The sequence below is a fragment of the Pseudomonas sp. AAC genome (genome assembly GCF_000725445.1).
GTDB classification, from domain to species: domain Bacteria; phylum Pseudomonadota; class Gammaproteobacteria; order Pseudomonadales; family Pseudomonadaceae; genus Pseudomonas; species Pseudomonas citronellolis.
The window spans coordinates 155,786-181,534 of the sequence record NZ_KL647097.1 but is presented as its reverse complement, the minus strand read 5'-3'; the positions used below and the strand labels follow the sequence as shown (position 1 = coordinate 181,534).

The following is a 25,749-nucleotide window of genomic DNA, read 5'->3' as shown; positions in this document are numbered from 1 at the left end:
TCAGTTGCCTCCACATGCAGTACCATGGCGACCTGCCCCGCTCGTCGGGGCTTCGTTCGTTTTTCTTCCAGTGATCTCCGTCCGCGCGCGCAAGCGCAGGGTGCCGAAAAGGCGCCTGCCACTGTGAGGCAGGCCTGCCCGGCGGGCGACGCTTACTGGCACATCCCAACCCATGTGGCCTTTCGTAGGGGTCACCACTAGGAGAGGAGGCGCCATGCCCATCATTACTCTTCCCGACGGTAGTCAGCGGTCCTTCGATCACCCGGTCAGCGTGGCCGAGGTGGCGCAATCCATTGGTGCGGGCCTGGCCAAGGCCACCGTGGCCGGCAAGGTCAACGGCAAGCTGGTCGATGCTTGCGACAAGATCGAACACGACGCGACCCTGCAGATCATCACCCCGAAGGACGAGGAAGGGCTGGAAATCATCCGCCACTCCTGCGCGCACCTGGTCGGCCACGCGGTCAAGCAGCTGTACCCGAGCGCGAAGATGGTCATCGGCCCGGTGATCGACGAAGGCTTCTATTACGACATCTCCTTCGAGCGCCCCTTCACCCCTGAAGACATGGCGGCGATCGAGAAGCGCATGGCCGAGCTGATCGACAAGGACTACGACGTCATCAAGAAGATGACCCCGCGTGCCGAAGTCATTGAGGTGTTCAAGTCCCGCGGCGAGGACTACAAGCTGCGCCTGGTCGAGGATATGCCCGACGAGAAGGCGATGGGCCTGTACTACCACGAAGAGTACGTGGACATGTGCCGCGGCCCGCACGTGCCCAACACCCGCTTCCTCAAGGCCTTCAAGCTGACCAAGATTTCCGGCGCCTACTGGCGCGGCGACTCGAAGAACGAGCAGTTGCAGCGCATCTACGGCACCGCCTGGGCCGACAAGAAGCAGCTGGCCGCCTACGTCCAGCGCATCGAAGAGGCCGAGAAGCGCGACCACCGCCGCATCGGCAAGCAGCTGGACCTGTTCCACCTGCAGGAGGAAGCGCCGGGTATGGTGTTCTGGCACCCCAACGGCTGGACCGTCTACCAGGTGCTCGAGCAGTACATGCGCAAGGTGCAGCGCGAGCACGGCTACGTCGAGGTGCGCACCCCGCAGGTGGTCGATCGCATCCTCTGGGAGCGTTCGGGCCACTGGTCGAACTACGCCGAGAACATGTTCACCACTTCGTCGGAAAGTCGCGACTTCGCGGTCAAGCCGATGAACTGCCCGTGCCACGTGCAGATCTTCAACCAGGGCCTGAAGTCCTATCGCGACCTGCCGCTGCGCCTGGCCGAGTTCGGCGCCTGCCACCGCAACGAGCCTTCGGGCGCGCTGCACGGCATCATGCGCGTGCGCGGCTTCACCCAGGACGACGCGCACATCTTCTGCACCGAGGACCAGGTGAAGAAGGAAGCGGCCGACTTCATCAAGCTGACCCTGCAGGTCTACGCCGACTTCGGCTTCTCCGACATCTCCATGAAGCTGTCCACCCGTCCGGCCAAGCGCGTGGGCTCCGAAGAGCTGTGGGATCGCGCCGAAGGCGCGCTGGCGGACGCCCTGAACGAATCCGGCCTGGAGTGGGAATACCAGCCGGGCGAGGGCGCCTTCTATGGCCCGAAGATCGAGTTCACCCTGAAGGACTGCCTGGGCCGTAACTGGCAGTGCGGCACCCTGCAGTACGACCCCAACCTGCCGGAGCGCCTGGACGCCAGCTACATCGCCGAGGACAACAACCGCAAGCGCCCGGTCATGCTGCACCGCGCCATCCTCGGTTCCTTCGAGCGCTTCATCGGCATGCTGATCGAGCACTACGCCGGCCTGTTCCCGGCCTGGCTGGCGCCGACCCAGGCGGTGGTCATGAACATCACCGACAAGCAGGCCGATTTCGCCGAGGAAGTGGTCCGTACGCTCGAGGAAAGCGGATTCCGTGCCAAGTCCGACTTGAGAAACGAGAAAATCGGCTTTAAAATCCGCGAGCATACTTTGCTCAAGGTTCCCTATCTCCTGGTTATTGGAGACAGGGAGGTTGAATCGAAGGCCGTCGCCGTACGTACGCGCGAAGGGGAAGACCTCGGCTCGATGCCGCTTTCCCAGTTCGTCGAGCTGTTGACTCGGGCGGTTTCCCGGCGTGGTCGCCAAGACTCGGAGTAATCATTATTAAGCGTGAAATGAGACAGGATAAGCGGGCTCTCCCGAAACCACCGATCAACGAGAACATCACCGCACGCGAAGTGCGTCTGATCGGTGCCGACGGTCAGCAGATCGGCGTAGTGACCCTTGATGAGGCGCTGCGCCACGCCGACGAGGCCAAGCTGGACCTGGTTGAAATCTCTGCCGATGCGGCGCCTCCTGTCTGCCGCATCATGGATTACGGCAAGCACCTGTTCGAGAAGAAGAAGCAGGCGGCTGCGGCGAAGAAAAACCAGCACCAGCAACAGATCAAAGAAATCAAGTTTCGTCCAGGGACGGAAGAAGGGGATTACCAGGTAAAACTACGCAACCTGGTACGTTTCCTTAGTGAAGGGGACAAGGCCAAGGTATCCCTGCGATTCCGTGGTCGTGAGATGGCCCACCAGGAGCTGGGCATGGAGCTGTTGAAGCGGGTCGAGACCGACCTCGCCGAATACGGCACCGTGGAACAGCATCCTAAGCTGGAAGGACGCCAGCTGATGATGGTCATCGCTCCCAAGAAGCGTAAATAACCTCCCGGGCACTGGCAGGCCTGATGGTTATCAGTTGTTAACGAATGCGGAGTACTAAACATGCCAAAGATGAAAACCAAGAGTGGCGCCAAGAAGCGCTTCAAAGTGACTGCTGGTGGCATCAAGCACAAGCACGCTTTCAAGAGCCACATCCTGACCAAAATGACCACCAAGCGTAAGCGTCAGCTGCGCGGCACCTCGATGCTCGCTGCTTCCGACGTTCGCCGTGTAGAACGCTCCCTGCGTCTGCGTTGATTTCTGGTAGAGGATAGATAAATGGCTCGTGTTAAGCGTGGCGTGATTGCCCGTCGTCGTCACAAGAAGATTCTGAAACTCGCCAAAGGCTACTACGGCGCGCGTTCCCGCGTGTTCCGCGTTGCCAAGCAGGCGGTGATCAAGGCCGGCCAATACGCCTACCGTGACCGTCGTCAGCGCAAGCGTCAGTTCCGCGCCCTGTGGATCGCCCGTATCAACGCTGGTGCTCGTCAGAACGGTCTGTCCTACAGCCGTCTGATCGCCGGCCTGAAAAAGGCGGCCATCGAGATCGACCGTAAGGTCCTGGCCGATCTGGCTGTGAACGAAAAAGCGGCGTTTACCGCGATTGTCGAAAAAGCGAAGGCAAGCTTGGCTTAAGCCCTAAGACAATTACCGGATCTCGATCCGGGACGTAACGTCACCGATAGGGGAAGAGCCTAACCGCTCTTCCCCTATTTCGTATCTGGAGTTGGTACATGGAAAACCTGGACGCGCTGGTCTCCCAAGCCCTGGAGGCTGTGCGACATACCGAAGACGTCAATGCCCTGGAACAGATCCGGGTTCACTATCTCGGCAAGAAAGGCGAGCTGACCCAGGTGATGAAGACCCTGGGCGACCTGCCGGCCGAGGAGCGCCCCAAGGTGGGTGCGCTGATCAACGTTGCCAAGGAAAAGGTCCAGGAGGCGCTCAACGCCCGCAAGACCGACCTGGAAGGCGCCGCGCTGGCGGCGAAGCTGGCGGCCGAGCGCGTCGACGTGACCCTGCCGGGCCGCGGCCAGACCTCCGGTGGCCTGCATCCGGTGACCCGTACCAAGGAACGCATCGAACAATGCTTCACCCGCATCGGCTATGAAGTGGCCGAGGGCCCGGAAGTCGAAGACGACTACCACAACTTCGAAGCGCTCAACATCCCCGGCCACCACCCGGCGCGGGCGATGCACGACACCTTCTACTTCAACGCGAACATGCTGCTGCGCACCCACACCTCGCCGGTACAGGTGCGCACCATGGAGAGCCAGCGCCCGCCGATCCGCATCGTCTGCCCCGGCCGCGTGTACCGCTGCGACTCCGACCTGACCCACTCGCCGATGTTCCACCAGGTCGAAGGCCTGCTGATCGATGAAGACGTCAGCTTCGCCGACCTCAAGGGCACCATCGAGGAGTTCCTGCGCGCCTTCTTCGAGAAGGAATTCTCGGTGCGCTTCCGCCCGTCGTTCTTCCCCTTCACCGAGCCTTCGGCGGAAGTCGACATCCAGTGCGTGCTGTGCAGCGGCAAGGGCTGCCGCGTATGCAAGCAGACCGGCTGGCTGGAAGTCATGGGCTGCGGCATGGTGCACCCCAACGTGCTGCGCATGTCCGGCATCGACCCGGAGAAATACCAGGGCTTCGCCTTCGGCATGGGCATCGAACGCCTGGCCATGCTGCGCTACGGCGTCAACGACTTGCGCCTGTTCTTCGACAACGACCTGCGCTTCCTCGGGCAATTCCGCTAGGCCGCGTGCGACGTCAACGAATTCTTAGGAGAGCAGGATGAAATTCAGTGAACAATGGCTGCGGAGCTGGGTGAATCCGCAGGTTTCCCGCGACGAGCTGGTGGCTCGTCTGTCCATGGCCGGCCTCGAGGTCGATGCCGTGATCCCCGTCGCCGGCGCCTTCAGCGGCGTGGTGGTGGGCGAGGTGCTGAGCACCGAACAACACCCGGACGCCGACAAGCTGCGCGTCTGCCAGGTCAGCAACGGCAGCGAGACCTTCCAGGTCGTCTGCGGCGCGCCCAACGTGCGCCCGGGCCTGAAGATTCCCTTCGCCATGATCGGCGCCGAACTGCCGGGCGACTTCAAGATCAAGAAGGCCAAGCTGCGCGGCGTCGAGTCCAACGGCATGCTGTGCTCGGCCAAAGAGCTGGAAATCAGCGACGACAACGCCGGCCTGATGGAACTGGCTGCCGACGCCCCGGTGGGCGCGAGCATCCGCGACTACCTGGAGCTGGACGACGCCTCCATCGAAATCGGCCTCACCCCCAACCGCGGTGACTGCCTCTCGCTGACCGGCCTGGCCCGCGAAGTGGGCGCGCTGTACTCGGCGCCGGTCACTTTCGTCGATGTGAAGCCGGTCGCCCCCGGCATCGATGACGTCCGTCCCATCGAGCTGCTGGCGCCCAGCGCCTGCCCGCGCTACCTGGGCCGCGTTATCCGCAACGTCGACCTGAGCAAGCCGACGCCGCTATGGATGGTCGAGCGCCTGCGCCGTTCCGACATCCGCAGCATCGACGCCGCAGTGGACATCACCAACTACGTGATGCTGGAGCTGGGCCAGCCGATGCATGCCTTCGACCTCGACGAGATCAAGGGCGGCATCCGCGTGCGCATGGCCGAAGAGGGCGAGAAGCTGGTGCTGCTGGACGGCCAGGAAGTCGCCCTGCGCGCCGACACCCTGGTCATCGCCGACCACGAACGCGCCCTGGCCATGGCCGGCGTGATGGGTGGCGAGCACAGCGGCGTCAGCGCCAAGACCCGCGACCTGTTCCTGGAAAGTGCCTTCTTCGACAACATCGCTGTTGCCGGCAAGGCCCGTTCCTACGGCCTGCACACCGACGCCTCGCACCGCTACGAGCGTGGCGTGGACTTCCAACTGGCCCGCCGCGCCATGGAGCGCGCCACCGAACTGCTGCTGCAGATCGTCGGCGGCGAAGCCGGTCCGGTGGTCGAGCAGGTCAGCCAGGTACACCTGCCCAAGGTCGAGCCGGTGGTGCTGCGCATCGAGCGCGTCACCCAGATGCTTGGCATGGAAATGGACGCTGCGGAAATCGAGCGCCTGCTCACCGCGCTGGAGTTCCAGGTGCAAGCCGATGGGGAAGGGCGCTGGAAGGTCGGCGTGCCCAGCCACCGCTTCGACGTTTCCCTGGAAGTCGACCTGATCGAGGAACTGGGCCGCCTGTACGGCTACAACCGACTGCCGGTGCGCTACCCGCAGGCGCGCCTGGCGCCCAACACCAAGTCGGAAACCCAGGCCGAGCTGCCGACGCTGCGCCGCCTGCTGGTCGCCCGCGACTACCAGGAAGCCATCACCTACAGCTTCATCGATCCCAAGCTGTTCGAACTGTTCAGCCCAGGCGTGCAGCCGCTGATGCTGGCCAACCCGATCTCCGCCGACATGGCCGCCATGCGCGCCTCGCTGTGGCCAGGCCTGGTCAAGGCACTGCAGCACAACCTGAACCGCCAGCAGACCCGCGTGCGCCTGTTCGAGAGCGGCCTGCGCTTCGTCGGCCAGCTCGAGGGCCTGCAGCAGGAAAACATGCTGGCCGGCGTCATCTGCGGTAGCCGCGAGCCGGAAGGCTGGAGCAACGTGCGCGAAGGCGTCGACTTCTTCGACATCAAGGCCGACGTCGAAGCCCTGCTGGCCAGCGCCAGCGCCGCCGATGCCTTCGCCTTCGTCCCCGGCGAACACCCGGCGCTGCACCCGGGCCAGACCGCCCGTGTCGAGCGCGATGGCGAACTGGTCGGCTACGTCGGCGCCCTGCACCCGGAACTGGCCAAGGCCCTGGACCTCGATCGCCCGGTCTACCTGTTCGAGCTGGTGCTGGGCGAACTGGTCCGCGGCCGCCTGCCGAAGTTCAGCGAACTGTCGCGTTTCCCCGAGGTGCGCCGCGACCTGGCGCTGGTGGTCAACCGCGATATTCCAGCCGAATCCGTCCTGTCGACCATCCGCGAAGAGGCCGGCGAATTCCTGACCGACCTCAGGCTGTTTGATGTCTATCAGGGTAAAGGTATTGATCCGCTTGGAAAAAGCTTGGCCGTCGGCTTGACCTGGCAGCATCCATCACGCACTCTTAACGATGACGAGGTGAACGCGACTACGCAGAAAATCGTCGCCTCGCTGGAGCAAAGGTTCAACGCCACGTTAAGGAAGTAGCGTATGGGGGCTCTGACGAAAGCTGAGATTGCCGAACGTCTGTATGAAGAGCTGGGCCTGAACAAACGGGAAGCCAAGGAACTGGTGGAACTCTTCTTCGAAGAGATCCGCCAGGCGCTGGAGCACAACGAACAGGTGAAACTGTCCGGTTTCGGCAATTTCGACCTGCGCGACAAACGCCAGCGCCCGGGTCGCAACCCGAAGACGGGAGAGGAAATCCCGATCACGGCTCGCCGCGTCGTCACCTTTCGTCCAGGCCAGAAACTGAAAGCCAGGGTTGAGGCTTATGCTGGAACCAAGTCATAACGACGAACTGCCCCCCATTCCGGGCAAGCGCTACTTCACCATCGGTGAAGTGAGCGACTTGTGCGCAGTGAAACCGCACGTGCTGCGGTATTGGGAACAGGAGTTCCCGCAGCTCAACCCGGTCAAGCGCCGTGGCAACCGCCGGTACTATCAGCGCCAGGACGTGCTGATGATCCGCCAGATCCGCGCGCTCCTGTACGACCAAGGCTTCACCATCGGCGGGGCGCGCCAGCGCCTCTCCGGCGACGAAGCCCGCGAAGACATCACCCAGTACAAGCAACTCATCCGCCAGATGATCGCGGAACTGGAAGACGTTCTTCACGTGCTGCGCAAGTAGCTGAAAAAAATGAAAAAAGTGCTTTGCCGAAAGAAAACCTTACGGTATAGTGCGATCCGCCAACCGGGCAACCGGAAGGCAATGTCGGGGCGTAGCGCAGCCTGGTAGCGCACTTGCATGGGGTGCAAGGGGTCGAGTGTTCGAATCACTCCGTCCCGACCAAAAATCCCAAACGGCTCAAGCACTTACAGTGCTTGGGCCGTTTTCATTTCCGGGCCCGCGCAAAACCGGCGCAAAATGCGCGCAAAACTATCGGGCGAATTCGCTGATATCCAGGTCCGGAATCGCGTCCGCCCAGACCACTTCTTCGTGGTCGCGCTGATAGTTTTTCGTCATCTCCTCGCTGGCATGGCCGGCGATCTTCTGACCGTCCTTTCCGGCTTTCTTGTACAGGTGCAGCGACAGCGCCCTGACCTCATGGAAGCCCGGCATCTCCTCTTCACTCCACCCCGCATAACAGCCTGCCGTGTCCCTGGCTTCCTTGAAGGCCCTGGTCAGGTAGCGCTCCTCGATCTTCGTCCAGTGCTCCTTCTGCTCGGCCTGCTTTTGCTTTTTCCGTTCTGGCCTGCGGTGAATCAGGAAGGGGGACGGGATGTTGTCCCGGCACCTGCTGAGCACGGTCTGGAGCTCGGGCGTCACCCGGAAGCGAATCCAGGCCGCGTCGCTGGATTTGGCCGTCTTCTGCTGAACAACGTACAGAAATCCGTCGCGAACGTCGTCGAATCGCATGGCTAGGATGTCGGTCCGGCGCTGGGCGGTGATCAGCGCCAGGTCGATCGCATTCTGCAACCAGGCTGGCGCCTTCTCGCGAATTGCCCGCAGCCCCTCTACGGTATGCCGTTTGCGCTGCTTCTTCTCGATCTTCGGAATTGTGCAGATGGCTGGGTTGTCCGGGCACAGGCCTTTCGCCACGGCGTGGTTGAATATGTCGACCAGAAGCGCCCGGGCCTGGTTTGCTGCCCGAGGTGTCAGGCTGTCGAGCAGGTCCGCGATCATGCGGATGGTGATCTCGTTGACCGCCTGGGTGGGCCAGGCCTTCCTGAATTGCCGGAACCGCACTTCGTACAGATCGAGCGTACCCTTCGCCAGTTCGCGCGGCGGGAGGATTTTCTCCTTGTAGTGGTCGAGGAAGTCGACGAACAGATCGCTGGATCCGCCTTTCACCTTGGACACGAGGTCGGCCCCGCCAATGAACTCCATGTTCAACTGCTTGGCCGCGTTGATTGCCTTGGCCCGGTCGGCGCCGAAGGGGAACCACTTTCCATCCGTCGGCCTTCTGTAGCGGTAGGTCCCGCGCCTGGAGTCCAGGTAGAGGTTCTCGGGGAGCCCCTTGTTGGCCTTGTTTCGTGGGCGAGGCGACATCACGCTGCTCCTCGAAGGACCATGGCGACCAGGTCGTTGCTGGTCGATTTGCTGAACGCCGTCCAGTCGACGAACCAGAGTTTGCCGATCCGCTCGCCCGGGAGAATGCCGTCCCTGAGCTGATTGCGGATTGCCTGGCCGGACAGTGGTGTTCCGTTGGTGCCCCAGCGGCGCCGCTGGAACTCGCTGATCTTGATGAGTTCTTTTCGCATAGCAATGCCTCAATGCGCCGGCGTACCGGCGCCGCATGAGTTAGGTGTTGGGTTCGGCGAGGCTCTTCAGCAACGTCTGGAGTTGGCGCACCTTCTCCAGGTTGGCGGCGTTCGCCTCCAGTCCCTGTTCGATCGTCAGGGCGGCTTCCTCGACGCGCGTCGCCAGCGCCTGGACCTTCGCCGAGAACTCCTCGCCCAGCGTCTTCAGCTGGCTTGCCAGGTCGCCGAGCAGTTCGATGGGGCTGGCGCTGGTGCTGCTGGCTTGATGCTGGTGACGATCCGGGGCATGGGTTGATCCTTCTGCTGGGGTGGGGTTCTGACCTCGGTGCGCAGGAACATCTGGCGGTCGACTTCGCGGACCAGACCGGCGTCCTTCAGGTCGTTCAAGCAGGCGCGGATCACCGACAGCTCCGCGCTGCTGTGGCCGCTGGTCGTCAGGGCGCCCTTGATCTGCAGGGGCGACCAGGGCGATTGGATCGGCACCACGTCGTAGACCTTGCGCGCCACCCCGGTCTGCGCCTTGAGCAAGGCCTGTTGCCTGGCCGGCGTCATAGGCTGCACCCCCACTGCATGGCGGCGAACACTGGGAACAGCGGCACGGCAATGGCCGCGCCTATGGCGGCCAGGCCGAGCAAGACGATGCTGGAGGTGATGAGCAAGGCCCTACGCATGGCCACCCCCTTCCGGCACGCGGCGCTGAATCGCTTTCTCATACAGCCGGGCAGCTGCCCGGCGGCGTTGCTGAACTTCGGTGCTGTCAGGGTTATAGTTCGGGCCGAGGTAGTCCTTGGGTGACTTCTCCATGGCGCGCTTCACCCGGTTGAAGCTCTCGTCCCGTTGCCAGGTAGGGCTGTAGACCAGGACCGGCTTCTTGCCCTCCTGTTCGGCCTCCGCCAGCTTGAACAGGGCGTTGCGGTCGAACGTCATCAGGATGTCGAGCGCGCACACGGCGTACCTGAGTTCGTCCACGGTCGGTTTCTCGCCGGCCCTTGCGGCCTCAATGATCGCTCCGAGGGTGCGCATCACTCACCTCCCTGCGCCGGCGCGCCGGCAAGCAACGTCTTGGCTGCTTCGATTGCCGCGAATGCCTTGTTGTAAACGTGGACCGAAGGTGCTCGGGTTTGCACCAGGGCCCCGCACTCAAAGAGCAGGTGATCTGCCCATTCGACAGCCTCGCGCAATTCCTTTGGCACCTGCCCAGCCTGGGCGACCAGCGCTCCGTTGTGCTCGCGCTCCTGCTCGGCGAGGTACTTCCAGTGCTCGGCCGCCGGCCAGGGCGAGGCGACCACCACAGCGCTGACGGCGATTCCTTTAGGCATCGGTAGGGCATTCAGCTCGGCGGCGTGCTTCTCTGCATCTTCCCGGCTGAATGCGGCATACAGGTCGTCCGGGCCTTTGGCATGGACAGCCCACAGATCCCCCTGCGCGCCTTCTGCCTGCTCCGCAAGAACCTGCTGCGCCATCCAGATTTCGTTCCCAGTGATGTAGACCTGGGTGATGTCACCCTTGATCGCCTTTCCGCCGTAGAGGCCGGCGATGTGGCGGATCAGTTCCATTGCCATGATCATGGTTTCGTCCTCGTAGTGTGCTTGGCGATGAACTCAGCAGCCTCTGTGCTTAGCTGCTGGCTGCCGATTCCGTTGGTGAGGTGGGATTTCAGGCGTCGGATCAGGTCGAGGGCCTGCTGATGGAACAGGGCTTCCTCCAACTGGGCCTGGTAATGCGCGTGCGGGTTAGCGCAAAGCTCAGCGATTCGGTGCTGAGCCGCGGATTCGTCGAGGGGCATGGGAGTTACCTCGCGCCGTAGTGGCGCAATGGCATGGAGTGGGGTAGGTCAGGCTGTGAGCCTGCGTTTCACGGTTCGGCGTGCAAGCTCAACCAGCCATTCAGCCAGGGCCGGCGGCGTGTGCTCCCGTTCGGCCTTGGTGATGGATGGGAGTCGCGGATAGCTCCGCGTTGGCCGGACACAGTGAGTTGGTTTTCCGATGCGCCGGGGAATAGCGGGGATGTCAGAAGGCGAGCATCCGACGATGTACAGCCAGGTCGCCTTCTCGGCGCGATGGCCCCAGTGGAACTGCTCTATCTCCAGCGTCCAGCCGCCGAACTCGTCGGGGAACTCGCCAGGGTGAGGCATGCGGCAGTGGTTGAAGAGCGTGCTTTCCGCAGGATGCTCAAGCACGCCCCCCCATGTTCTGACTTGATCGACTGCCCAGATGCCAAGTGCCTTCTCGTCCGGCCGACCCTTGGCGAACTGCCGAAGTCGGCCCCACATCCGGCATGGCGGGTGAGCTACCACCGGAACGCCGCCGGCGAACGTCCTGGCGTCTCGGTCAATGTCGAACACATCAGTCCCGGTCATAGCCTTGTAGTTGCTGTCCTGGCGGGCGAACAGGATCGCCACATCTTTCATGCTGCGGGCTCCTTGGTGTCGTTGAAGATGTCGAGCTGGGCTGAGACTGCGCTGGCTGCCGCTTCTGCGGCTTCGGTGCGTCCCAGTTCGTGGGATATGCGTGCTTCGGCGATCGCCAGATAAGGGGGCTCGCGCTCGATGCCGACGAACTTGAATCCCTCGCGCATGCAGGCCTTGCCGGTGCTGCCGCTGCCCATGAAGGGATCGAGCACCACGCCGCTAGGTCGTGTGACCAGCCGGCAAAGGTAGGCCATCAGTTCGGTTGGCTTCACCGTTGGGTGATGGTTCTGACTGGTCTTGTCGGTACCCGTTGACTGGAAGCTGCCGGGGTTCTGGTCGCCACTCGACCAGTGCAGGGGGCGGCGCTCCATCTCCTCGCAGCCTTCGTTCCGGTCGCGGCGGCTGGCCTTTGCGCAGTAGAAGAATCTGGCCGCGCTGCCAGCATCGAGTCGCCGAGTCCCAGGCCGCATCGCGAACCCTACGACTCCACCGTTTTCACGGTTCGCGCTTGATTCACCGTCGCGGCCGCGCCGCATGGCGCCATAGACGTTCTGTGTCTTCCGCTGCACGCTGTTCAGGCTGGCGTCCGCCAGCTGCCCTGGAGCGTCAGGGAACGCGGCGAGTACTTCGTCACTGCCGTCATGAATCAGGTTTGCCGGCCATCTTCCGTTAACAGGTCGCGCATCTCCGCCTTTCGCCAACCCGCAGTTTTCATCAGTCCACGTATTCCCACCGGCTGCGCCTCCGCCCCAGCCGGTGGGCTTCTCAGCTGGCACGCGGCACCCGTCAATATTCAGCGCCCCCGTGCCATGCTCCAGCACGTTTGCCGCCACGGTCATACCCTTGCCAAGAGGCTTGCGAGCCATGATGCAGGGGTCAAGGTTTGGCTTGACGCCCGCGCCCTGGTGTTCGTGCTGCGCCTGCGACATAGCACGCCCGGTCGCAGAAAGTGTGCGGATGCTTTGCAACAACGACAGCGAGGCGTTGAAGTGGCTTTCCGCAGTGGTGGCATTGGCACTGAACCCACCGGGAAGGCTGCACGCCCTGATGATGCTCGCGGGTGTGATCTGCGACACTGAGAACTTCAAGGTTCTCCAGTCGATTGTCGTGCTTGATTTCGTTTCGATGGTGGACGTGCTCCCATCGTTCCAGCTTTCGTCCAATGTGCGCCTCCATGACGACACGATGTTCAAGCTGGTAGTCGTCGCCAACGCGAACAGCGACGTACCCATCTGATCGCACAAAACGGCCCGTGTACTGGTGATTTCGTCGGCACTCCATTGAGCAATACCGCACGCCGCGCCGTACTCGCTTGGGTTTGACGTTGAACTCTTTCCCGCAGCATTCGCAGACGACAGCAACCATAAACGGGCCTCCAATCTAAATAGGTTAGATTGAATTATACTCCGTACCTGCTCGTCTGTGTACGGCTTTGAAGCGAAAGTAACCGTTTCAAGGGCGGGTTTCAGCGCGGTGCCCCAGCCCTGCCAGTCGCCATCGAGGTTCCTCGACTTGGGGAATCCCGACCCGTAGACCCAGGCGATCATGTCGCGTATCTCGAAACCGGCGTCTTCTATCCTGCAGGCCATGCGGTGATGCGTCCGGGTACCGGCGAATGCCAGCAGGTGGCCGCCTGGCTTCAGTACTCGCAGGCACTCCGCCCACACGTCGACACTGGGCACGTCGTAGTCCCACCGCTTGCCCATGAAGGAGAGCCCGTAGGGAGGATCGGTCACCACGCTGTCGATGCTGTTGTCGGGAATGCTGCGCAGCACCTCCAGGCAATCGCCGAGGTGCAGAGTGTAGGGGAGGGCCATGGTTTCTCCAGGTAGAGCGCCGCCGCGCCGCAGGTGCAGCGGATGGCGAATTTGTGTTCGTGACAGAGAGGCGTGACTAGTGGCTGGCCAGCTCGGCCAGGGACTCGTCGTCGAGGCGATCAGAGCCATGGATGAGGCGTTGGATCACGTCCTGCGGCTCGTCGATGCCAAGCCTTGCCATGGTGCGAATCAGCGCCATGTCCGTGGACTTGTAGAGGTCCAGGCTGATTCGGCGGGAGAGGAGGCGAGCAAGACGTTCCTCCTCCTTCATCCTATCCCGCTCCCTTTTTTCGGCTTGGCGTTGGGCGGCGGTCTTGGCGGTCATTGCGACACCCCAAGCGTGATACCGAACTCGCGGGCGATCTTGCGCACCGTGGTCTCGCTGACGCCGCAGCGGATGGCGCAGGTCGCAACCCCGAGATGGGCGTAGGCTTCGATCTTGGGCACCAGCGCCCGACGCGCCTCGGCCATCCTTTCCGACTTCGACTTGGCCAGCTCTGCGACATCCGGGAAGATGATGTTGTTCTCGAAGCACAGGGCCATGAACAGCATCTTGCCGATGCCGGCGGTTTCCCTGGCCTGAGTTCTGGACTGGCCGAGTTCGGCGGCCACCTTGATCAGTTCGATCAGCCTCGCCTCTTCCTCGATGGTGATGCGGTGCTTCTTGGGCTCTTCCCGGCGGCGGGGTGGTTTCGGAGTAACCGTGACAACCTTCCGTGACGGGAATGGGATGCGCTCGACGAAGCCTGGGAGTTCGGTGATATGTCCACCGCCGGCCAGGTACTGCTCAACCTGTCCGGCCAGTTGCTCCCGGCGATCTTCCAGCGGATGGCGAGTGCGGTAGTCGATGGGGGTCATGCTCATGCTGCGACTCCCATGACTCGCTCCATGCGCTCGTCGAGCAGTTCGTAGAAGGTCTTCACGCGCTCAGCAATGGTGCGAATCATCGCCTCGTCGCGGTACATGCGCTTGATGAACAGCGGCATGCCGGGCCAGTAGCTGATGAAGTCGATCCACTCGCGCTCAGAGGCCCATAGGCCTCCTTGGCATTGCGCGATGTGCTCCTTCGGAACTTCGCCGGCAAGGATCACGCCGACCTGGAACTTCGGGAGCTTGGTCTTGATCTCGACCAGTCCGTCGGAGCCGACAAGGGCGTCCGGCGAGTAGCCTATTCCGTGGTTCAGGATGATCGCTACTTGCTCCAGTTCGGCGCCAGTGCGAGCGACATAGAACTCGCCTGCCTTTCCTTCCAGTTCGTGGCCACGCTCGGTATGACGATTACCCTGGAATGGATCGGCGGCTTCTTCGGTGATGCGCTCGCCGATGAGCTGGTCCATGTAACTGAAAGCGCCTGCACCGAAGCCGGCCTGACCTTTACCATTCACCAGCAGGCAGTCCAGTTCGCTGCAGGTGATGATGCCGAGCCTCAGCGCATTCCACTCGGGGGAGCCTTGCTCGATGCCTCGAATGATTTGCATGGTTCACTCCTGGGCCTGTGCGGCCATGCGTGCTTTATGCTTGGCGGCGGCACCTTCAAGCGCCGCGATTTCTGCGTCGACTCGGTCGCAGGGGATTTGCGAGGCATCGGGCCATACGGCTGCGAACTTCTTCTGAGCGCCGGGACTGCATTGGGATAGGACAGCCTGCAGACGCAGCAACTGGACCTGGGTGATGAGCTTGGGTGCCTTCGGCGGCCGGCCGTCGTCGTCATCGCCCTGCTCGGACAGACCGGTGATTGCTTTCAGCGTGTAGCGCTCCAGGTAGGTCTTAGTGCTGGCCCGAGCTTGGATGGCGTTCTTCGCGCCACCAGTGTCCGGCGGTCCGCCCATGCTGACGCTTTCCTCATGGCCGCCCACATGGCGCAGGTAGCAGGTCACCTCCATCCAGTCCTTGTCGTCCTTGGTGAGCTTCCAGGATGAGGACAGGCCGTGCTTGGAAAGTGCAGGGGTTACGGCGTTGACCACGTCGTGCAGCTCGGCGTAGCTCTTGCCCTTGAGCGGCCCGTCAGTGACGTCCTTACCCTTGATGATCACCACGGCCTCTGCTTTGAAATTGGCGAAGGCGGCGTCGTAGGCCTTCTTGGCCTCAGACTTCTCCCAGCGCTCCTGCAGGTCCATCATCTTCTCGACCTGTTCCAGCGTTGCACCTTGCTGCACCGCGGCGAGCATCATTCCCATGGGGGAGTTGGCAGCCAGCGCAGGGGCGTTGGCGATGGTCTTGGAGGGGGATTCGATAACCTCGTTCATGGCGACCTCAGAAATTGATGGTGACGTTGGGAACTTCACGCCGGGCAATCTTCAGGATGATTGCCTTTGCCAGTTCCTCGGAGATGTTCATGGAGATCAGGGCATCCTTTGCTTCGCCCATGATCTTTGCTTTGTGCGCTCTGTCCTTCTCGCGAGCCTCTGTCTCAGCCTGGATACGAGCTTGTTCATCGGCCTGGCGCTGGCGCTCTGCTGCGGCGGCTGCCTCGGCGCGAGCCTGGGCGTCCCGCTCTGCCTGTTCGGCACGGCGCTGTGCTTCCACCTTCTCGCGCTCGGCTTGCTCGGCCTGCAGCTTCAGCTCCAGTTCCCGGCGCTCAGCGGCGGCCTTGGCTTCTGCTTCGCGGCGAGTGGTGGCGTCGCGTTCTTCCTGGGCTCGGCGTTCGGCGGCGAGGCGCTCAGCTTCAGCCGCTTCGCGGGCAATACGCTCCTCGCGCTCCTTCTGCTCGCGGGCGGCAGCTTCGGCGCGCAGGCGCTCCAGTTCGGCCTGCTCGGCCTCGTACTTCTGGCGGACGGCCAAGGCTTCGCGCAGGGTGGCAAGGCTGGCAGCCTTCACACGGTGCGCCTCGGCTTCGAACTCTTCGAGCGTGCTGTCGACCTTGTACGAATCGAGAATGTCGATATCGTTTTGGATATCAGCAGCGCTTGCATCGCCTACCTGAGCCCGGTCGCGCAGGTTCTGAACGATTCCTTCGAGGCGAGCCACTCGCGCCGCCTCGGCCTCTTCCCACTCGGTCAGCGGCCGGCGCACCTCATCCTTCCAGGCGTCCAGCAGATCGCGCATACGCTTGCGCTCGGCGTCGATCTTCTTCGGGACTTCTTTCAGGTCGGCCACCAGTTCCTTGCCGATGTTGTCCAGGGCAGTCTTGGAACGCGCCACCTTGTGCGCAATTGAGGCGATGGCCTCGCGCCCCTTGCGGGTGCTTACGTCCGGATCGAAGGCGTCGATCTCTGTGCGAATCTGCTGCAGGTACGGATCAAGGCCGTTCTCGGCGCTGTAGACCTGCAGGGCGTTTTCCTTGGGTACCAGGGCAATTTCAGTCGCTGCGTTCACGCGTGCTTATCCTTGCCGCGCATCGCGCAGCCAGTTGAAAGAAGGGAAGGCGCTTACGGCGCCACTCGGCCAAGTCGCTCAGGCGTAGAAAAGGGCGCTCCGGGCCTTGGCTGCCGGGGTTTTCACACCTGGCACTATCCGGCTGATCCAGCCGCAGATATCCGGTTTACCGGCCCGCTGCGGACGGGGGCGTGATTGGGTGCTGAGGCGACTCGATGCTGTACCGCCCCGTAATGGAGTCAGCGAACTCGATGGCCTTGAAGAACAGGAGCATGGCGACGATGGCGAGGATCAGGCCGTTGCGGAGGGCTTTGCGGAGCATGGCTATGCCTCCAATGTGTGAACGCGGATACGGCCAGCCTCAAGGACGTGCTTGGTCAGCAGTCCAGTTTTCAACAGGCGGCGGCGTTCGTTGCGTGATCCGGCGCGGATAAACAGCGCGCGGCAGTCGAACTCACGGCAGATCGCAGGCGCTTTGCCGTGGATCGTGCAGCCGTCGTCGCCCAGGTAGATGCAGTCGCCGTTCGGTTTCTGCTTGAGCGCGAAAACTTGCTGGCCGGTGATGGGATTCTTCACCTGCTGCGTCTCGTACTGCTCGGGTCGGTCGCCCATCTCAGGGTGAAGAACCAGAAGCTCGTTCTTGCAGCAGTGGGTGCAGCCGTCACAGGGAACTCGTCCGAGGTTCATGGCATCACCTCGCATCGCCACATGCCAGCCTGCTTGAACGGCGAGCGCCGGAAGACGGGCGTAAAAAAGCCCGCGGATTGCAGGCTTTGGATTAGCTTGGGGAAGGTTGGGGCTATCAGGTGCATGGAGCCTCCTTTGCTTTCACCAGCCGCGAAATCAGTGACTCGATGTACCTGCGCTTGTAGTCAGCGCAGGTTGTCAGCTCATCGCGGAGCGCTTGAATCCCTTCGTCGGTGATCTGCAGGACTTTGCCGAACGGCGTCCAGTAGCCGCTGCTGCGGCGTCCGTACCACTGGAACAGATCAGTACCATCCAGTTGGGCCAGATTACTGGCATCGACCACGCCAACTGCCGGCGGCCTGTTGGCCCGTGCAACTGCATCAAGGCGGAGGCAATCGGTGCCCTGTCCGCAACCGTCCGCATCTGGTATTGGCAGATTGGTTTCGATGAAGTAGCTCATGCCACCCTCCCAAGCACCTTGTCCCAGTGCTTTTTCTCGATGTCGTGGACGTCGGCGCGGAACTTGATGCCGTCTCCGTAGGTGATGACCTGGCAGACCTCGGCCATTTCGATGGCTCCCATCACCCAGCTTGCCGACAGCGCAGTACGGTCGCCGGCCGCGCGCAGAAGCTCGATCTGCCGTTCTATTACCTGCCAGGGCTTCATGCTGCCTCCCAGTCGCGGTCATCGCCGCGATCGTAGTCATCGTCGTCGCGATCCTCCCGAAGCCGATCCAGAAGCCGCGCCTCGATGTCTTCGGCGTACATCTCAGCCACTGATGCGCAGCCGTTGCGGCCCAGGTCCTCGACGTTGTTGTCCTCGTCGTAGACCAGGCCAGAAACAACTTCGAACTCCAGTTCTTCCGGCTCATCGGGGTAGCAATCCTCCCAGGGACCGCTGTACTTGCCTGCGCGGCCCGGCGAGTAATCGGTGATCTCCACCGTCAGTTCGTACTGCTCGATGCTTATTGTGTAAGTCATGGCTAATTCCTCGGAATTAGGAGCGAACGCCGGCGCTGCCCGGATGCGTCAGGTCTGGCTGATCAAGCCCCTCGACTCGTTCGCTGTTCTGGTCATTCGTCGACTTCGACGAACTCGCCTTTGGCGTTCAGCTGATGGCGAGTTTTGCGCTGTTGTATTTGCGAAATCCGCTGTGGCGAGACACCATGCTCGCGCGCCAGTGAAGACAGACTTCTAGTCGTGTCCGAGCGAATTTCAGAGACTTCAGCATTAGTTAACTTGGCGGCAGGATTGAGCTCTCCTGGCTGTCCTGGATGTCTGGCTCTCCCTCTGGAAATCATGTCTCGCATGTTGTCGGTCTGCGTTCCGAGCTCCAGATGATCAGGACGAACACACAGGCTGTTATCGCATTTGTGCCTCACCAACATCCCAGCGGGGATTGGTCCATTCGCGATCTCGAAGCTAACTCTGTGCGCAAATGCCGGGCGGCCATTCACGTTCATTTGTCCATAGCCCTCAGGCTTAGTTGATGCGCCCCATTCCCAGCACCCTTCTTCTGGCCTGTTTGGGACCTTCTCCCAGAAACGTTCTTCTACGGTTTTCATTAATCGCACTCCACAAACTCACCGTTCTTATTGAGAACGTAGAAAACATCCGGCTTGATGCCGTCCTGTCCGGCGATGGCTGCCTTGATGTGTACGATTCGGGCGTAGTCATCGCCCCACGCATCGGTGTCGCGGTAGCAGAGAACGATGGCGCTGCCGGCGGATGCCTTGGCTTTGCCTTCGATGCCGGCGGCCATCGCCACCGAGTGCTTGCCGGTGCTCGACGCCGCGCCGCGGTTGCCGGTGCTCGACGCCGCGCCGTAGTCGCCGGTGCTCGACGCCGCGCCGCGGGTGCCGGTGCTCGACGCCGCGCCCTGGTAGCCGGTGCTCGACGCCGCGCCGTAGTCGCCGGTGCTCGACGCCGGCGACTCAGGATCAACTGGCGTGCAGCGGCTGGTGGTGTACTCGATGGCCGCCTTCACCAGACCGGCGATGGTGAGCTCGGCCTTGATGGAGATCTTGCGGCTGGCGACCTTCGAATCGTCGTCGTGGCGGCTCAGGTCGCCGGACTGCTCGACCAGTGCGAAGCGGCTACCGGCAGGGCGGTAGTAACCGAAGATGTCCAGGGGATATTCGCAGGCGTGGAAACCCGAAGCGCAGGCTTCAACTTCGCCCTTGTGCTCATAGGTCTTGCCGATCTCGAACTGGTAGCCGCGGCAGGTCAGATCCTGATTGAAGCCCTTAAATGAGGTAACAACCTCTTCAGCAGCCTCGGTCTTTTTCTTGCGGGTCATGGTGCGTTCCTTTGAAGTGCGTGGATGCCCTTGGCCGAGGGCTGGTGCGCGCTTTCGTCTGCCGGCGATGCGTCGGCATGCGAAAGAGGGCGAAAATTAGCCCGCATGAAGCGGGCTAAGAGGTGGCGTCTTTGTCGGGGGAGTCAGTCTTCGTCGATCAGCACGAGGTTGCCGTGACGTTTGTAGCGCTCAAGTTCTTCGGGCTGGATCACGCTGTCGATCTCTCCGCTCATGACTTCAAGGTCGCCCGCGTCGACTTCGCTCATCGCCATCAGGCCGGCTTCATCTTCGTTCTCTGCCTCAACCAAAACGGTTCCCATTGCAAGGACGGTGACTGCATAGATCGGCATGATCTCGCCTCCAGTGTGTGTATGCGCAAGGGCGCGGTTAGGCGGTGGCCTGCGCTTTGGGTGTGAATCGAGACGGCGACCAGTCGCAGGACTCATCGGCCGGGATGTGGCCGAACATCAGCGTGCAGCGCCGGCAGTGCGTGCAGTCTGCGCAGGTCTTACCTTCGGGCAGACTCATATCGTCGTCACCGCGTGGAAGCGGCTCGCGTTCGTTGCTCATCTCTTTCTCCTGATTGTGCGGAGCCATGGGGGAGCGGTCTGGCCGGTGCTGATCTCCGGCTTGTCGGCCTTGGCATCGGGTAGCGCCCCGACATAACGGACCCTGTTTAAGCGTTTCGCCTACCGCTATCGCGCATCAGCCTGCGCATTCGTCTCTTTCCGATGCGCCCTGGCTGGGCCAGGTGATCGGGTTCATGCCGCCTTGCTGATCGGCGGAACGCCCTTGTTGAGCATTCCGCGAACGGAGTCGACGAGCTCGATGGGGGCCAACTCGGAACCGGTCTTCACCGGCTGCGGGAGTAGGGCGGCAGCTTCCGGGAACAGGTCGACCAGTTGGCGAGACGTGCGGCAGCTCATCAGTATCGACTCGACGTCACTGCGAAACTTGTCAGCGGCGTCGAAAACCGCCTTCAGATCCTCGTGCAACTTGACTGCCTGCTTGGCGATGATCTCGTTTGCCTCGATCACTTCCATGTCGTTCAGACGGGGAACGGAGCCGATATCGCTGACGAACCAAAGCGCGTCCGATTCACTGCTGTAGCGGCTTTCCTTCTTCACGAACTGGCTGACGGTGCTGTAGGCCGGGCTGTTCAGCACTAGGCGTCGAATCACGGCGTCGCGCGAATCCGAACGGCGACTGGTGAAGGAGGCGAGACTCCCTTTCTGAGCAATTCGCGGGATCACACTGGCGGTCGCCTGGAGAACCCCGGCGGCGATCAGCTCAGGCCAGCGAGCACGGTCGATCTGCAACAGCGCATCAACAGCCGTCAGATGCTTGTCCCAGTACAGCGCGTTGAGCTTCTGGAGCGCCTTGGCCAGGCGCTGGCCATGCTTGGAGACCGCCTTCACGGTGAGCTCGTCGGCTACCTTGGCGCGCATCTCGTTAGTGATTGGAAATGACTTGCTCATGGTGTTCTCCTGTTTGATTTCCTCGATGCCCCTCTTGCGAAGGGCATCTGAGAAATCCTTCGCCGCGCTCAGCTACTGGCGTCTCGCGCGGCGTAGTGCTGTCCTCACCACTGCCGATAGCAGCTCGGACTCGATGTGTTTGGCCTTGGGCTTCCCTCGCAGCGCCTTCAATCGGCATACAGCGCTGGTCGTCGGGGGCTAGGGGTGATCTCGCGGTTCACTGCAGCCCGGCGGCCTGGTGATGTGGGCAGCTGCTCGCGAGGTGCCGATCCGAACATCGGCTGGGCTTGTTACTGCATGGGTGGGTTCCTCCTATAGGTGTCATCTCGGTCGCTTCTCCATGTCGGGGTTCGTTCCCACTCCTGCGTTTGCTTCTTTGGTCTATTGGCAGGTGACTTGAGCGACGTCGCGTGCAATGCATGGGCTTGCACGGCTGGACTATCTGGCCCAGCTCAGGCTGCGTCTTTTGCCTCTTCCAGCGTCATCGCGACGGTGGTGCAGCAGAGGGTTCCCGAATTGTGAAAAGAGCGTTCCGGCTTCGCCGAGGCATCTCTGCCTTGCCAGCGCGGTGGATTGCGTTGGTGTGGGATAAATATGTACCTATGGTTCATATCAGTCAAGAACCAAAAGTACATATTTTATGTGGCTGCAGTTAACTCGTTGTTCTTGAACGTATAAAAAATGTGAACCGGTGGTTCTTGCCAGAGATGTGAATCTCAAATACTGTATATACATACAGCGACAGGAGGTTGATATGGCAAAGCAAGCGAAGAGGCAGGAACCCCGCGCACCGAGTAGCTACGAGGTTCTGGGGAGAAGGGTTCAGCGACTGATGGGGCTGCCGGCTGCGCAGCTGGCGCGGTCGCTGACGATAAGACGGGAGGAGGGCGAGAGCCAGGCCGACTGGGATCGATTACTGGACGAGATGAGCCTGGCTGACGGGGTGGACATCGAGGAGGGAGAGGAGGGCGATGTCACCATTCGGTGGCAGGTGGACGAGAGCGCCTGGTAGGAAGAGACCAGAAACGAAAAGCCCCGCAGTGCGGGGCTTTGTCGTTTCAATGAATGGCTTCTGGGATACCTTGCCGAATCTCGTCCAGCAGACTTTGATCGGGAAGTTCGTTGCTGACGACTCGGACCGAATCAATCTCGATGAGCTGATCCACAATGTCGCTATACGCCGAGAGCAGTTTTTGTTTCTTGCTTGCTGGCGGCGCAGCAATAAACAGGGTGTCTCGAGCCAGCTTATTGGCCCTATGGAGTCTACGCACCTTTGCGAGCCAGGCATCGCCGTGCTCGAGTATCTTCGCTGGCTCATCGTGCCCCAAGTGAATAGGCTTGATGGCTTGAACGGCGCCATCGGTGTCCAGAATCACATAGGGGAATTTTACCGGGTAGTCGGTGGTTCCTAGCTTCTGCTCCTTGTAGCGCTGCTTGAGGTTGGCAGCTGCAAGCAGATGCCCAAGCTGCCGCTCCAACACTTTCTCCTCGTACTCCTTGCTCGCGAAGCTGAGGTTGATGTAGTGGTCGAAGATTGATTGGAGCGCCTCATCAACCCTCTCCACAGCGATGGTTCCAGGCGCGCTGAAGCGCATCATGGTCTCGCGTGGATGGATCAGGCTCTTGAATGCTGCAAGCTGAGTGGATTGCTGGTCCCGGTATTTGCTGAAGAAGCTCGAAAGGCGCGCGAGTTCCTGCTCAACCTCGGTGCGCGCGCGGATGTATATCTTGGCGTCGAGCTTGTGGAAGAAGTTGGTCACACGCTGGCGCTTGGTTTCGACTTTGTAGTGAAACTCGCCATTGCTGGCCAGCAGAACCACTCCGATATTCACGAACTCCCCCGTCTCGGGGTAGGGGAGGAATCGCAGGATCGAATAGTTGCAGAAGTAGTTCATAGCTGCCCCCAGAAGCGCTCGTCCCTGAACTGATGCAGCGTTTCAAGCCTTTGAAGCAGGGTGGGAATGGTTTCGTCGATCTCGTCCGAATCTCGGTAGATCCACTCTACCGGCAAAAGGGCTACGATCCTATCCCAATGCCCAAGGGCTGCGTCAAGTTCCCGTGCATATTCCTGACGAGTGACCAGGTCCTGGAAGTGATGGAGCTGATCGCGGAACACGTGGTTGTCGCAAAACTCTTCAGCGGTCAGGCTGGCATCGAACGCCACGTTGTGATCGATCACTACTAGGTTGCCCTGTGAGTCCAGGAGGAGATTAACGTTCCCTCCGTTTTCGCCAAGGCATCGGTCACCATTCTGAATCCACCAGTCGAAAAGCAAGACTTTGCGCTGCAGTTCCAGTGGGACGCTTCGCAGGCCGGCCCACATCAGCTCGTTGACATTCTCGACCTGCCTTGAGGCGAAAGCAGGCCCCCCGGATAGGTCCCGAATGTTCTCCATGGGGCTGAAGTCGATAAGGCCCTGCGGGATGTCTATGATGCGCCATTCTGGAATCGGCAGCCCCATGAGCACGCCAAGCTCGGCAGCGATAACTTCGGACATCAGAGAAGGGCCGCCTGCGCGGCTGAGCCCCTTCACAAAATAGCGATTTCCATCGTCGGCGCGCACCAGAAACGGCCTGACAGAGATGCCCTGCTCACTCTGGCGGATGACCTCTATGGCTGTGACCCGATCAGGCATTCCATTTCCTTTGCAGTTCCAATTCCGATCATGCAGCCGCTGCCTAATCGAGCAGTTCGACTATAGGTCCCCGCCACGCCAAACGATCTGCCCCATCAGCGCCATTGGCTCGTCATCCTCGTCCAGCCACTGGTCCGGGAATTCTCGCTTGTCGAGGTTGTCGCTGATCAGCCCCCACTGGTTCACAGCGCTCGCATGTGAAAGGCGCTTGATGATCACGCCGTCGGCGCCGTTGAGGGCGAATATTTTGTTGTGGGCGGGCTCTTTCTGGGCCTTGTTCAGCAGTACCACGTCGCCGCTGTTGATCGTTGGGTACATGCTGTCGCCGTCTGCATAGAAGGCTTCCAGGTACTTTGCATTCAAGCCCCTAGCCTTGATCCAGGAGCGCTTGAACGCCAGATGCCCCTTTACTTCGACGTAGGGGTTCTCGTAGCCGCGGCCCATTGCCCCCTTAGCACTCTTCAGCGGGACGTGGACGTATTCGTCATCGGATGAGTCCGCCGAAGGTTCTGGCTCTGGCTTTGCCTGGTCAGACTCACGTCTTTCCCCTAGGCCGTATTCGAGCCATTCCACTCGCACACTGAAAGCCTTGGCAATGGCCTCCATATTGGCGCGCCCGGGCATGCTTTCCGCGTTCAGCCATTTGCTTGCCGCCTTCGGAGTCACCTTAGTGATTTCTGAAAGGCGAGCGCCAAGCCCCCAGTCTGGGATGCCTGCTGCAGCAGCGGATTCCTTGAGGCGACCGACGAAGGCCTGCCGTATTTCGATCGATTGAACCATAGGTTCACTATCCCACGGACTTGCGTGTACTTTCAGTTCCGATCTAAGATGTACTTATGGTTCATATTGGCCCGGAGGCCCCATGAGCGAACTCAGGCAAGCAATCGACGATGCGGGAGGTGTTGCGCCAGTGGCATCCGCGTGCGGCATCAGCCTGCGCGCCATCTACAAATGGCTCTCCTCCGACAGCTTCCCCCGCACTGAATACACCGGCGAAACGCGCTACGCCGAGGTGATTTCCGAGCTGGCCGAGGCCCGCGGAAAGCACCTCGATCCGGTCGCGCTTCGCACCAATGCATCCCCCAAAAAATCAGCCGCATAGGAGACCTCCATGGATACCCAGGAACTCAAGGTCCAGGTCTTGGCTGACCTCAGTGACTTCGAACAGAAGATCAGCCGAGTCCTGAAGCGCCTACCGCTTGAGCTTCGCGATGAGTTCCTGAGCAGCCTTCAGCGTTTTCTCTTTGATAGCCGCCTGTGCCTCATCCGAATCGATGAACCCCTGGACGAGGGCGTCACGGGTGAAGGCGGCATTGCATCCGGCGCAGGTGAAAAGCTCGTTTTCCGAGTCAGCTTCACCGGACTTGACGATCTGTGTGCTTCCGCACTGCGGGCAACTGATGGTGAGGGTGCCTAACGGAGTTATGGACATCGGAACCTCCTGGTTCGCTGTGTTGGGTGAGAGCTTCCAGCCTACCAGTGAGGTTCCGACCTTTACATAGAAACCAATCGCATAGGAGACCTGTGCATGTACGACAACCCCAGCCACCTGAAGGACCGGGAGATCAAGCTGCGCGTCGACGAGACCACGTATGAGCTCATCGGCGCACTGGCTCGGTTCCATCGCACCCAGAAAGCAGTGCTCGTCCGCGACCTGGTGGAAGCCGCCCTGGAACGCCTGGCAGAGAACGATAGCGAACAACAGACCGTGGCCTGAAGGCCCTGAGAGGGGCCTATGGCACACATCAGCACGACGATCAGCCCAAAGGCCTACGAGGGCCTGACGAGGCTGGCGAAAGAGAAAGGGCTCACCCCTGAAGAGGCCCTGGCGGAATTCCTGGAGCAGCAGCTCGCGAGGAAGACCAAGCCGAACAACACCAGGGGAACCGTCCAGCCATTTCGGCGCAGGGACTGAAGAGGGACTCATGAGAGCACGCCAACGCCTCACCGCTGAAGACTATGCCGCCATGGCGGTCGCTGCTGAAGAGCTGGCAGTGCGGAGCGTTGGCGCTCGGAAGGAAATGAACAAGGCCCTGCAGC

General features: G+C 61.3%; 41 protein-coding genes, 1 tRNA gene and 1 pseudogene. 14 read left to right on the top strand and 29 right to left on the bottom strand.

Annotation, left to right across the window (positions count from 1 at the left end):
* The first annotated feature begins 214 nt into the window (after window positions 1-214).
* The 9 genes from thrS to FG99_RS14575 all read left to right on the top strand — a co-directional run bounded on the left by thrS (window position 215) and on the right by FG99_RS14575 (window position 7,657).
* Window positions 215-2,137: a threonine--tRNA ligase gene (gene thrS / locus FG99_RS14615; RefSeq protein ID WP_043270648.1), complete on the top strand. Its 1,923-nt coding sequence runs from the start codon at window positions 215-217 to the stop codon at window positions 2,135-2,137.
* Entirely contained in the window at window positions 2,137-2,688 is a 552-nt protein-coding gene (gene infC, locus FG99_RS14610) for a translation initiation factor IF-3 (RefSeq protein WP_173427906.1), read from the top strand. Before thrS ends, infC begins: the two co-directional genes overlap by 1 nt.
* 60 nt (window positions 2,689-2,748) lie before the next feature.
* Window positions 2,749-2,943 carry a 50S ribosomal protein L35 gene (gene rpmI / locus FG99_RS14605; RefSeq protein WP_009617012.1) on the top strand — a complete coding sequence of 65 codons (195 nt, stop codon included), beginning with the start codon at window positions 2,749-2,751 and terminating at the stop codon, window positions 2,941-2,943.
* 21 nt (window positions 2,944-2,964) lie between these two features.
* Window positions 2,965-3,321: a 50S ribosomal protein L20 gene (gene rplT, locus FG99_RS14600; protein WP_003099086.1), complete on the top strand. Its 357-nt coding sequence runs from the start codon at window positions 2,965-2,967 to the stop codon at window positions 3,319-3,321.
* A gap of 98 nt (window positions 3,322-3,419) precedes the next feature.
* The gene (pheS, locus tag FG99_RS14595) at window positions 3,420-4,436 is read left to right on the top strand and encodes a phenylalanine--tRNA ligase subunit alpha (RefSeq protein WP_009617022.1); all 1,017 of its coding nucleotides are present in this window, start codon (window positions 3,420-3,422) and stop codon (window positions 4,434-4,436) included.
* A 37-nt stretch (window positions 4,437-4,473) separates the two neighbouring features.
* Complete coding sequence (gene pheT / locus FG99_RS14590; RefSeq protein WP_043270646.1) at window positions 4,474-6,852, top strand: phenylalanine--tRNA ligase subunit beta; 2,379 nt, start codon at window positions 4,474-4,476, stop codon at window positions 6,850-6,852.
* Window positions 6,853-6,855: 3 nt separating this feature from the next.
* On the top strand, window positions 6,856-7,158 hold the full coding sequence (gene ihfA / locus FG99_RS14585) for an integration host factor subunit alpha (RefSeq protein WP_003090661.1): 303 nt from the start codon (window positions 6,856-6,858) through the stop codon (window positions 7,156-7,158).
* Window positions 7,139-7,495 carry a MerR family transcriptional regulator gene (locus tag FG99_RS14580; RefSeq protein ID WP_009617038.1) on the top strand — a complete coding sequence of 119 codons (357 nt, stop codon included), beginning with the start codon at window positions 7,139-7,141 and terminating at the stop codon, window positions 7,493-7,495. The genes ihfA and FG99_RS14580 overlap by 20 nt, the downstream gene beginning before the upstream one ends.
* Window positions 7,496-7,580: 85 nt before the next feature.
* A tRNA-Pro gene (locus FG99_RS14575) sits at window positions 7,581-7,657 on the top strand.
* An 87-nt stretch (window positions 7,658-7,744) separates the two neighbouring features.
* Here FG99_RS14575 and FG99_RS14570 read toward each other — a convergent pair.
* From FG99_RS14570 to FG99_RS14455, 26 genes and pseudogenes are all read right to left on the bottom strand, one after another.
* The gene (locus FG99_RS14570; protein ID WP_043270645.1) at window positions 7,745-8,857 is read right to left on the bottom strand and encodes a tyrosine-type recombinase/integrase; all 1,113 of its coding nucleotides are present in this window, start codon (window positions 8,855-8,857) and stop codon (window positions 7,745-7,747) included.
* The gene (locus FG99_RS14565; RefSeq protein WP_043270643.1) at window positions 8,857-9,069 is read right to left on the bottom strand and encodes a hypothetical protein; all 213 of its coding nucleotides are present in this window, start codon (window positions 9,067-9,069) and stop codon (window positions 8,857-8,859) included. Before FG99_RS14565 ends, FG99_RS14570 begins: the two co-directional genes overlap by 1 nt.
* A gap of 204 nt (window positions 9,070-9,273) precedes the next feature.
* Window positions 9,274-9,621 carry a hypothetical protein gene (locus FG99_RS14560; protein ID WP_051878898.1) on the bottom strand — a complete coding sequence of 116 codons (348 nt, stop codon included), beginning with the start codon at window positions 9,619-9,621 and terminating at the stop codon, window positions 9,274-9,276.
* Complete coding sequence (locus tag FG99_RS32855; RefSeq protein WP_256204858.1) at window positions 9,618-9,740, bottom strand: hypothetical protein; 123 nt, start codon at window positions 9,738-9,740, stop codon at window positions 9,618-9,620. Before FG99_RS32855 ends, FG99_RS14560 begins: the two co-directional genes overlap by 4 nt.
* Window positions 9,733-10,092 (bottom strand): hypothetical protein, encoded by a 360-nt coding sequence (locus FG99_RS14555; protein ID WP_043270640.1) that lies wholly within the window; start codon window positions 10,090-10,092, stop codon window positions 9,733-9,735. Before FG99_RS14555 ends, FG99_RS32855 begins: the two co-directional genes overlap by 8 nt.
* Window positions 10,092-10,637 carry a hypothetical protein gene (locus tag FG99_RS32490; protein ID WP_043270638.1) on the bottom strand — a complete coding sequence of 182 codons (546 nt, stop codon included), beginning with the start codon at window positions 10,635-10,637 and terminating at the stop codon, window positions 10,092-10,094. The genes FG99_RS14555 and FG99_RS32490 overlap by 1 nt, the downstream gene beginning before the upstream one ends.
* Entirely contained in the window at window positions 10,634-10,855 is a 222-nt protein-coding gene (locus tag FG99_RS14545) for a hypothetical protein (RefSeq protein ID WP_043270636.1), read from the bottom strand. The genes FG99_RS32490 and FG99_RS14545 overlap by 4 nt, the downstream gene beginning before the upstream one ends.
* Window positions 10,856-10,903: 48 nt before the next feature.
* Window positions 10,904-11,479 (bottom strand): hypothetical protein, encoded by a 576-nt coding sequence (locus FG99_RS14540; RefSeq protein WP_218187147.1) that lies wholly within the window; start codon window positions 11,477-11,479, stop codon window positions 10,904-10,906.
* Window positions 11,476-11,733 carry a DNA methyltransferase gene (locus FG99_RS33275; RefSeq protein WP_371263872.1) on the bottom strand — a complete coding sequence of 86 codons (258 nt, stop codon included), beginning with the start codon at window positions 11,731-11,733 and terminating at the stop codon, window positions 11,476-11,478. The genes FG99_RS14540 and FG99_RS33275 overlap by 4 nt, the downstream gene beginning before the upstream one ends.
* A gap of 622 nt (window positions 11,734-12,355) precedes the next feature.
* Window positions 12,356-12,655 carry an HNH endonuclease gene (locus tag FG99_RS33270; protein ID WP_371263871.1) on the bottom strand — a complete coding sequence of 100 codons (300 nt, stop codon included), beginning with the start codon at window positions 12,653-12,655 and terminating at the stop codon, window positions 12,356-12,358.
* A 254-nt stretch (window positions 12,656-12,909) separates the two neighbouring features.
* Window positions 12,910-13,296: pseudogene (locus FG99_RS33265) on the bottom strand (DNA methyltransferase); the annotation flags it as partial.
* A gap of 76 nt (window positions 13,297-13,372) precedes the next feature.
* Complete coding sequence (locus FG99_RS14520) at window positions 13,373-13,621, bottom strand: hypothetical protein (RefSeq protein ID WP_043270635.1); 249 nt, start codon at window positions 13,619-13,621, stop codon at window positions 13,373-13,375.
* Window positions 13,618-14,160 (bottom strand): hypothetical protein, encoded by a 543-nt coding sequence (locus FG99_RS14515; protein ID WP_156060084.1) that lies wholly within the window; start codon window positions 14,158-14,160, stop codon window positions 13,618-13,620. The genes FG99_RS14520 and FG99_RS14515 overlap by 4 nt, the downstream gene beginning before the upstream one ends.
* Window positions 14,157-14,774, bottom strand: coding sequence for a lambda exonuclease family protein (locus FG99_RS14510; RefSeq protein WP_043270633.1), 618 nt, complete (start codon window positions 14,772-14,774; stop codon window positions 14,157-14,159). The genes FG99_RS14515 and FG99_RS14510 overlap by 4 nt, the downstream gene beginning before the upstream one ends.
* A gap of 3 nt (window positions 14,775-14,777) precedes the next feature.
* A complete protein-coding gene (locus tag FG99_RS14505; RefSeq protein WP_043270631.1) occupies window positions 14,778-15,542 on the bottom strand; it encodes an ERF family protein in 765 nt (254 codons plus the stop codon).
* A gap of 7 nt (window positions 15,543-15,549) precedes the next feature.
* Complete coding sequence (locus FG99_RS14500) at window positions 15,550-16,611, bottom strand: coiled-coil domain-containing protein (RefSeq protein ID WP_043270629.1); 1,062 nt, start codon at window positions 16,609-16,611, stop codon at window positions 15,550-15,552.
* Between the two features lie 166 nt (window positions 16,612-16,777).
* Entirely contained in the window at window positions 16,778-16,933 is a 156-nt protein-coding gene (locus FG99_RS32485) for a hypothetical protein (protein WP_177330909.1), read from the bottom strand.
* A 2-nt stretch (window positions 16,934-16,935) separates the two neighbouring features.
* Complete coding sequence (locus FG99_RS14495; RefSeq protein WP_177330908.1) at window positions 16,936-17,298, bottom strand: YkgJ family cysteine cluster protein; 363 nt, start codon at window positions 17,296-17,298, stop codon at window positions 16,936-16,938.
* Between the two features lie 115 nt (window positions 17,299-17,413).
* Window positions 17,414-17,758, bottom strand: coding sequence for a hypothetical protein (locus FG99_RS14490; protein ID WP_043270627.1), 345 nt, complete (start codon window positions 17,756-17,758; stop codon window positions 17,414-17,416).
* Window positions 17,755-17,964: a hypothetical protein gene (locus tag FG99_RS14485; RefSeq protein WP_043270625.1), complete on the bottom strand. Its 210-nt coding sequence runs from the start codon at window positions 17,962-17,964 to the stop codon at window positions 17,755-17,757. The genes FG99_RS14490 and FG99_RS14485 overlap by 4 nt, the downstream gene beginning before the upstream one ends.
* The gene (locus FG99_RS14480; protein WP_051878892.1) at window positions 17,961-18,278 is read right to left on the bottom strand and encodes a hypothetical protein; all 318 of its coding nucleotides are present in this window, start codon (window positions 18,276-18,278) and stop codon (window positions 17,961-17,963) included. The genes FG99_RS14485 and FG99_RS14480 overlap by 4 nt, the downstream gene beginning before the upstream one ends.
* Before the next feature lie 92 nt (window positions 18,279-18,370).
* Window positions 18,371-18,862, bottom strand: a complete 492-nt coding sequence (locus FG99_RS31375; RefSeq protein ID WP_081884634.1) for an HNH endonuclease signature motif containing protein — start codon at window positions 18,860-18,862, stop codon at window positions 18,371-18,373.
* The gene (locus FG99_RS14470) at window positions 18,862-19,596 is read right to left on the bottom strand and encodes a DUF7666 domain-containing protein (protein ID WP_043270623.1); all 735 of its coding nucleotides are present in this window, start codon (window positions 19,594-19,596) and stop codon (window positions 18,862-18,864) included. The genes FG99_RS31375 and FG99_RS14470 overlap by 1 nt, the downstream gene beginning before the upstream one ends.
* A 143-nt stretch (window positions 19,597-19,739) precedes the next feature.
* Window positions 19,740-19,946 carry a hypothetical protein gene (locus FG99_RS14465; RefSeq protein ID WP_043270621.1) on the bottom strand — a complete coding sequence of 69 codons (207 nt, stop codon included), beginning with the start codon at window positions 19,944-19,946 and terminating at the stop codon, window positions 19,740-19,742.
* A 37-nt stretch (window positions 19,947-19,983) separates the two neighbouring features.
* Window positions 19,984-20,166 (bottom strand): hypothetical protein, encoded by a 183-nt coding sequence (locus FG99_RS14460; RefSeq protein WP_081884633.1) that lies wholly within the window; start codon window positions 20,164-20,166, stop codon window positions 19,984-19,986.
* A gap of 191 nt (window positions 20,167-20,357) precedes the next feature.
* Window positions 20,358-21,074, bottom strand: a complete 717-nt coding sequence (locus tag FG99_RS14455) for an Nmad5 family putative nucleotide modification protein (RefSeq protein WP_043270617.1) — start codon at window positions 21,072-21,074, stop codon at window positions 20,358-20,360.
* 754 nt (window positions 21,075-21,828) lie between these two features.
* Here FG99_RS14455 and FG99_RS14445 point away from each other — a divergent pair.
* Window positions 21,829-22,086 (top strand): DUF1654 domain-containing protein, encoded by a 258-nt coding sequence (locus FG99_RS14445; RefSeq protein ID WP_043270613.1) that lies wholly within the window; start codon window positions 21,829-21,831, stop codon window positions 22,084-22,086.
* Window positions 22,087-22,132: 46 nt separating this feature from the next.
* Here the strand turns inward: FG99_RS14445 and FG99_RS14440 are convergent, their stop codons facing one another.
* From FG99_RS14440 to FG99_RS14430, 3 genes are read right to left on the bottom strand one after another with little or no spacing between them, the layout of a single operon-like run.
* Window positions 22,133-22,969 carry a DUF3037 domain-containing protein gene (locus tag FG99_RS14440; RefSeq protein ID WP_043270611.1) on the bottom strand — a complete coding sequence of 279 codons (837 nt, stop codon included), beginning with the start codon at window positions 22,967-22,969 and terminating at the stop codon, window positions 22,133-22,135.
* Window positions 22,966-23,709 carry a HipA family kinase gene (locus tag FG99_RS14435; RefSeq protein WP_043270609.1) on the bottom strand — a complete coding sequence of 248 codons (744 nt, stop codon included), beginning with the start codon at window positions 23,707-23,709 and terminating at the stop codon, window positions 22,966-22,968. The genes FG99_RS14440 and FG99_RS14435 overlap by 4 nt, the downstream gene beginning before the upstream one ends.
* 60 nt (window positions 23,710-23,769) lie before the next feature.
* Complete coding sequence (locus tag FG99_RS14430) at window positions 23,770-24,489, bottom strand: LexA family transcriptional regulator (RefSeq protein ID WP_043270607.1); 720 nt, start codon at window positions 24,487-24,489, stop codon at window positions 23,770-23,772.
* Between the two features lie 82 nt (window positions 24,490-24,571).
* Between FG99_RS14430 and FG99_RS14425 the strand changes: the two genes are divergently transcribed.
* The 4 genes from FG99_RS14425 (at window position 24,572) to FG99_RS14410 (ending at window position 25,624) form a co-directional block, all read left to right on the top strand.
* Entirely contained in the window at window positions 24,572-24,811 is a 240-nt protein-coding gene (locus FG99_RS14425; RefSeq protein ID WP_043270605.1) for a helix-turn-helix domain-containing protein, read from the top strand.
* 9 nt (window positions 24,812-24,820) lie between these two features.
* A complete protein-coding gene (locus tag FG99_RS14420; protein ID WP_043270603.1) occupies window positions 24,821-25,126 on the top strand; it encodes a hypothetical protein in 306 nt (101 codons plus the stop codon).
* A gap of 111 nt (window positions 25,127-25,237) precedes the next feature.
* Window positions 25,238-25,426, top strand: coding sequence for a hypothetical protein (locus FG99_RS14415; protein WP_015994321.1), 189 nt, complete (start codon window positions 25,238-25,240; stop codon window positions 25,424-25,426).
* An 18-nt stretch (window positions 25,427-25,444) separates the two neighbouring features.
* Entirely contained in the window at window positions 25,445-25,624 is a 180-nt protein-coding gene (locus FG99_RS14410; protein ID WP_043270601.1) for a hypothetical protein, read from the top strand.
* The last annotated feature ends 125 nt before the right edge of the window (window positions 25,625-25,749 follow it).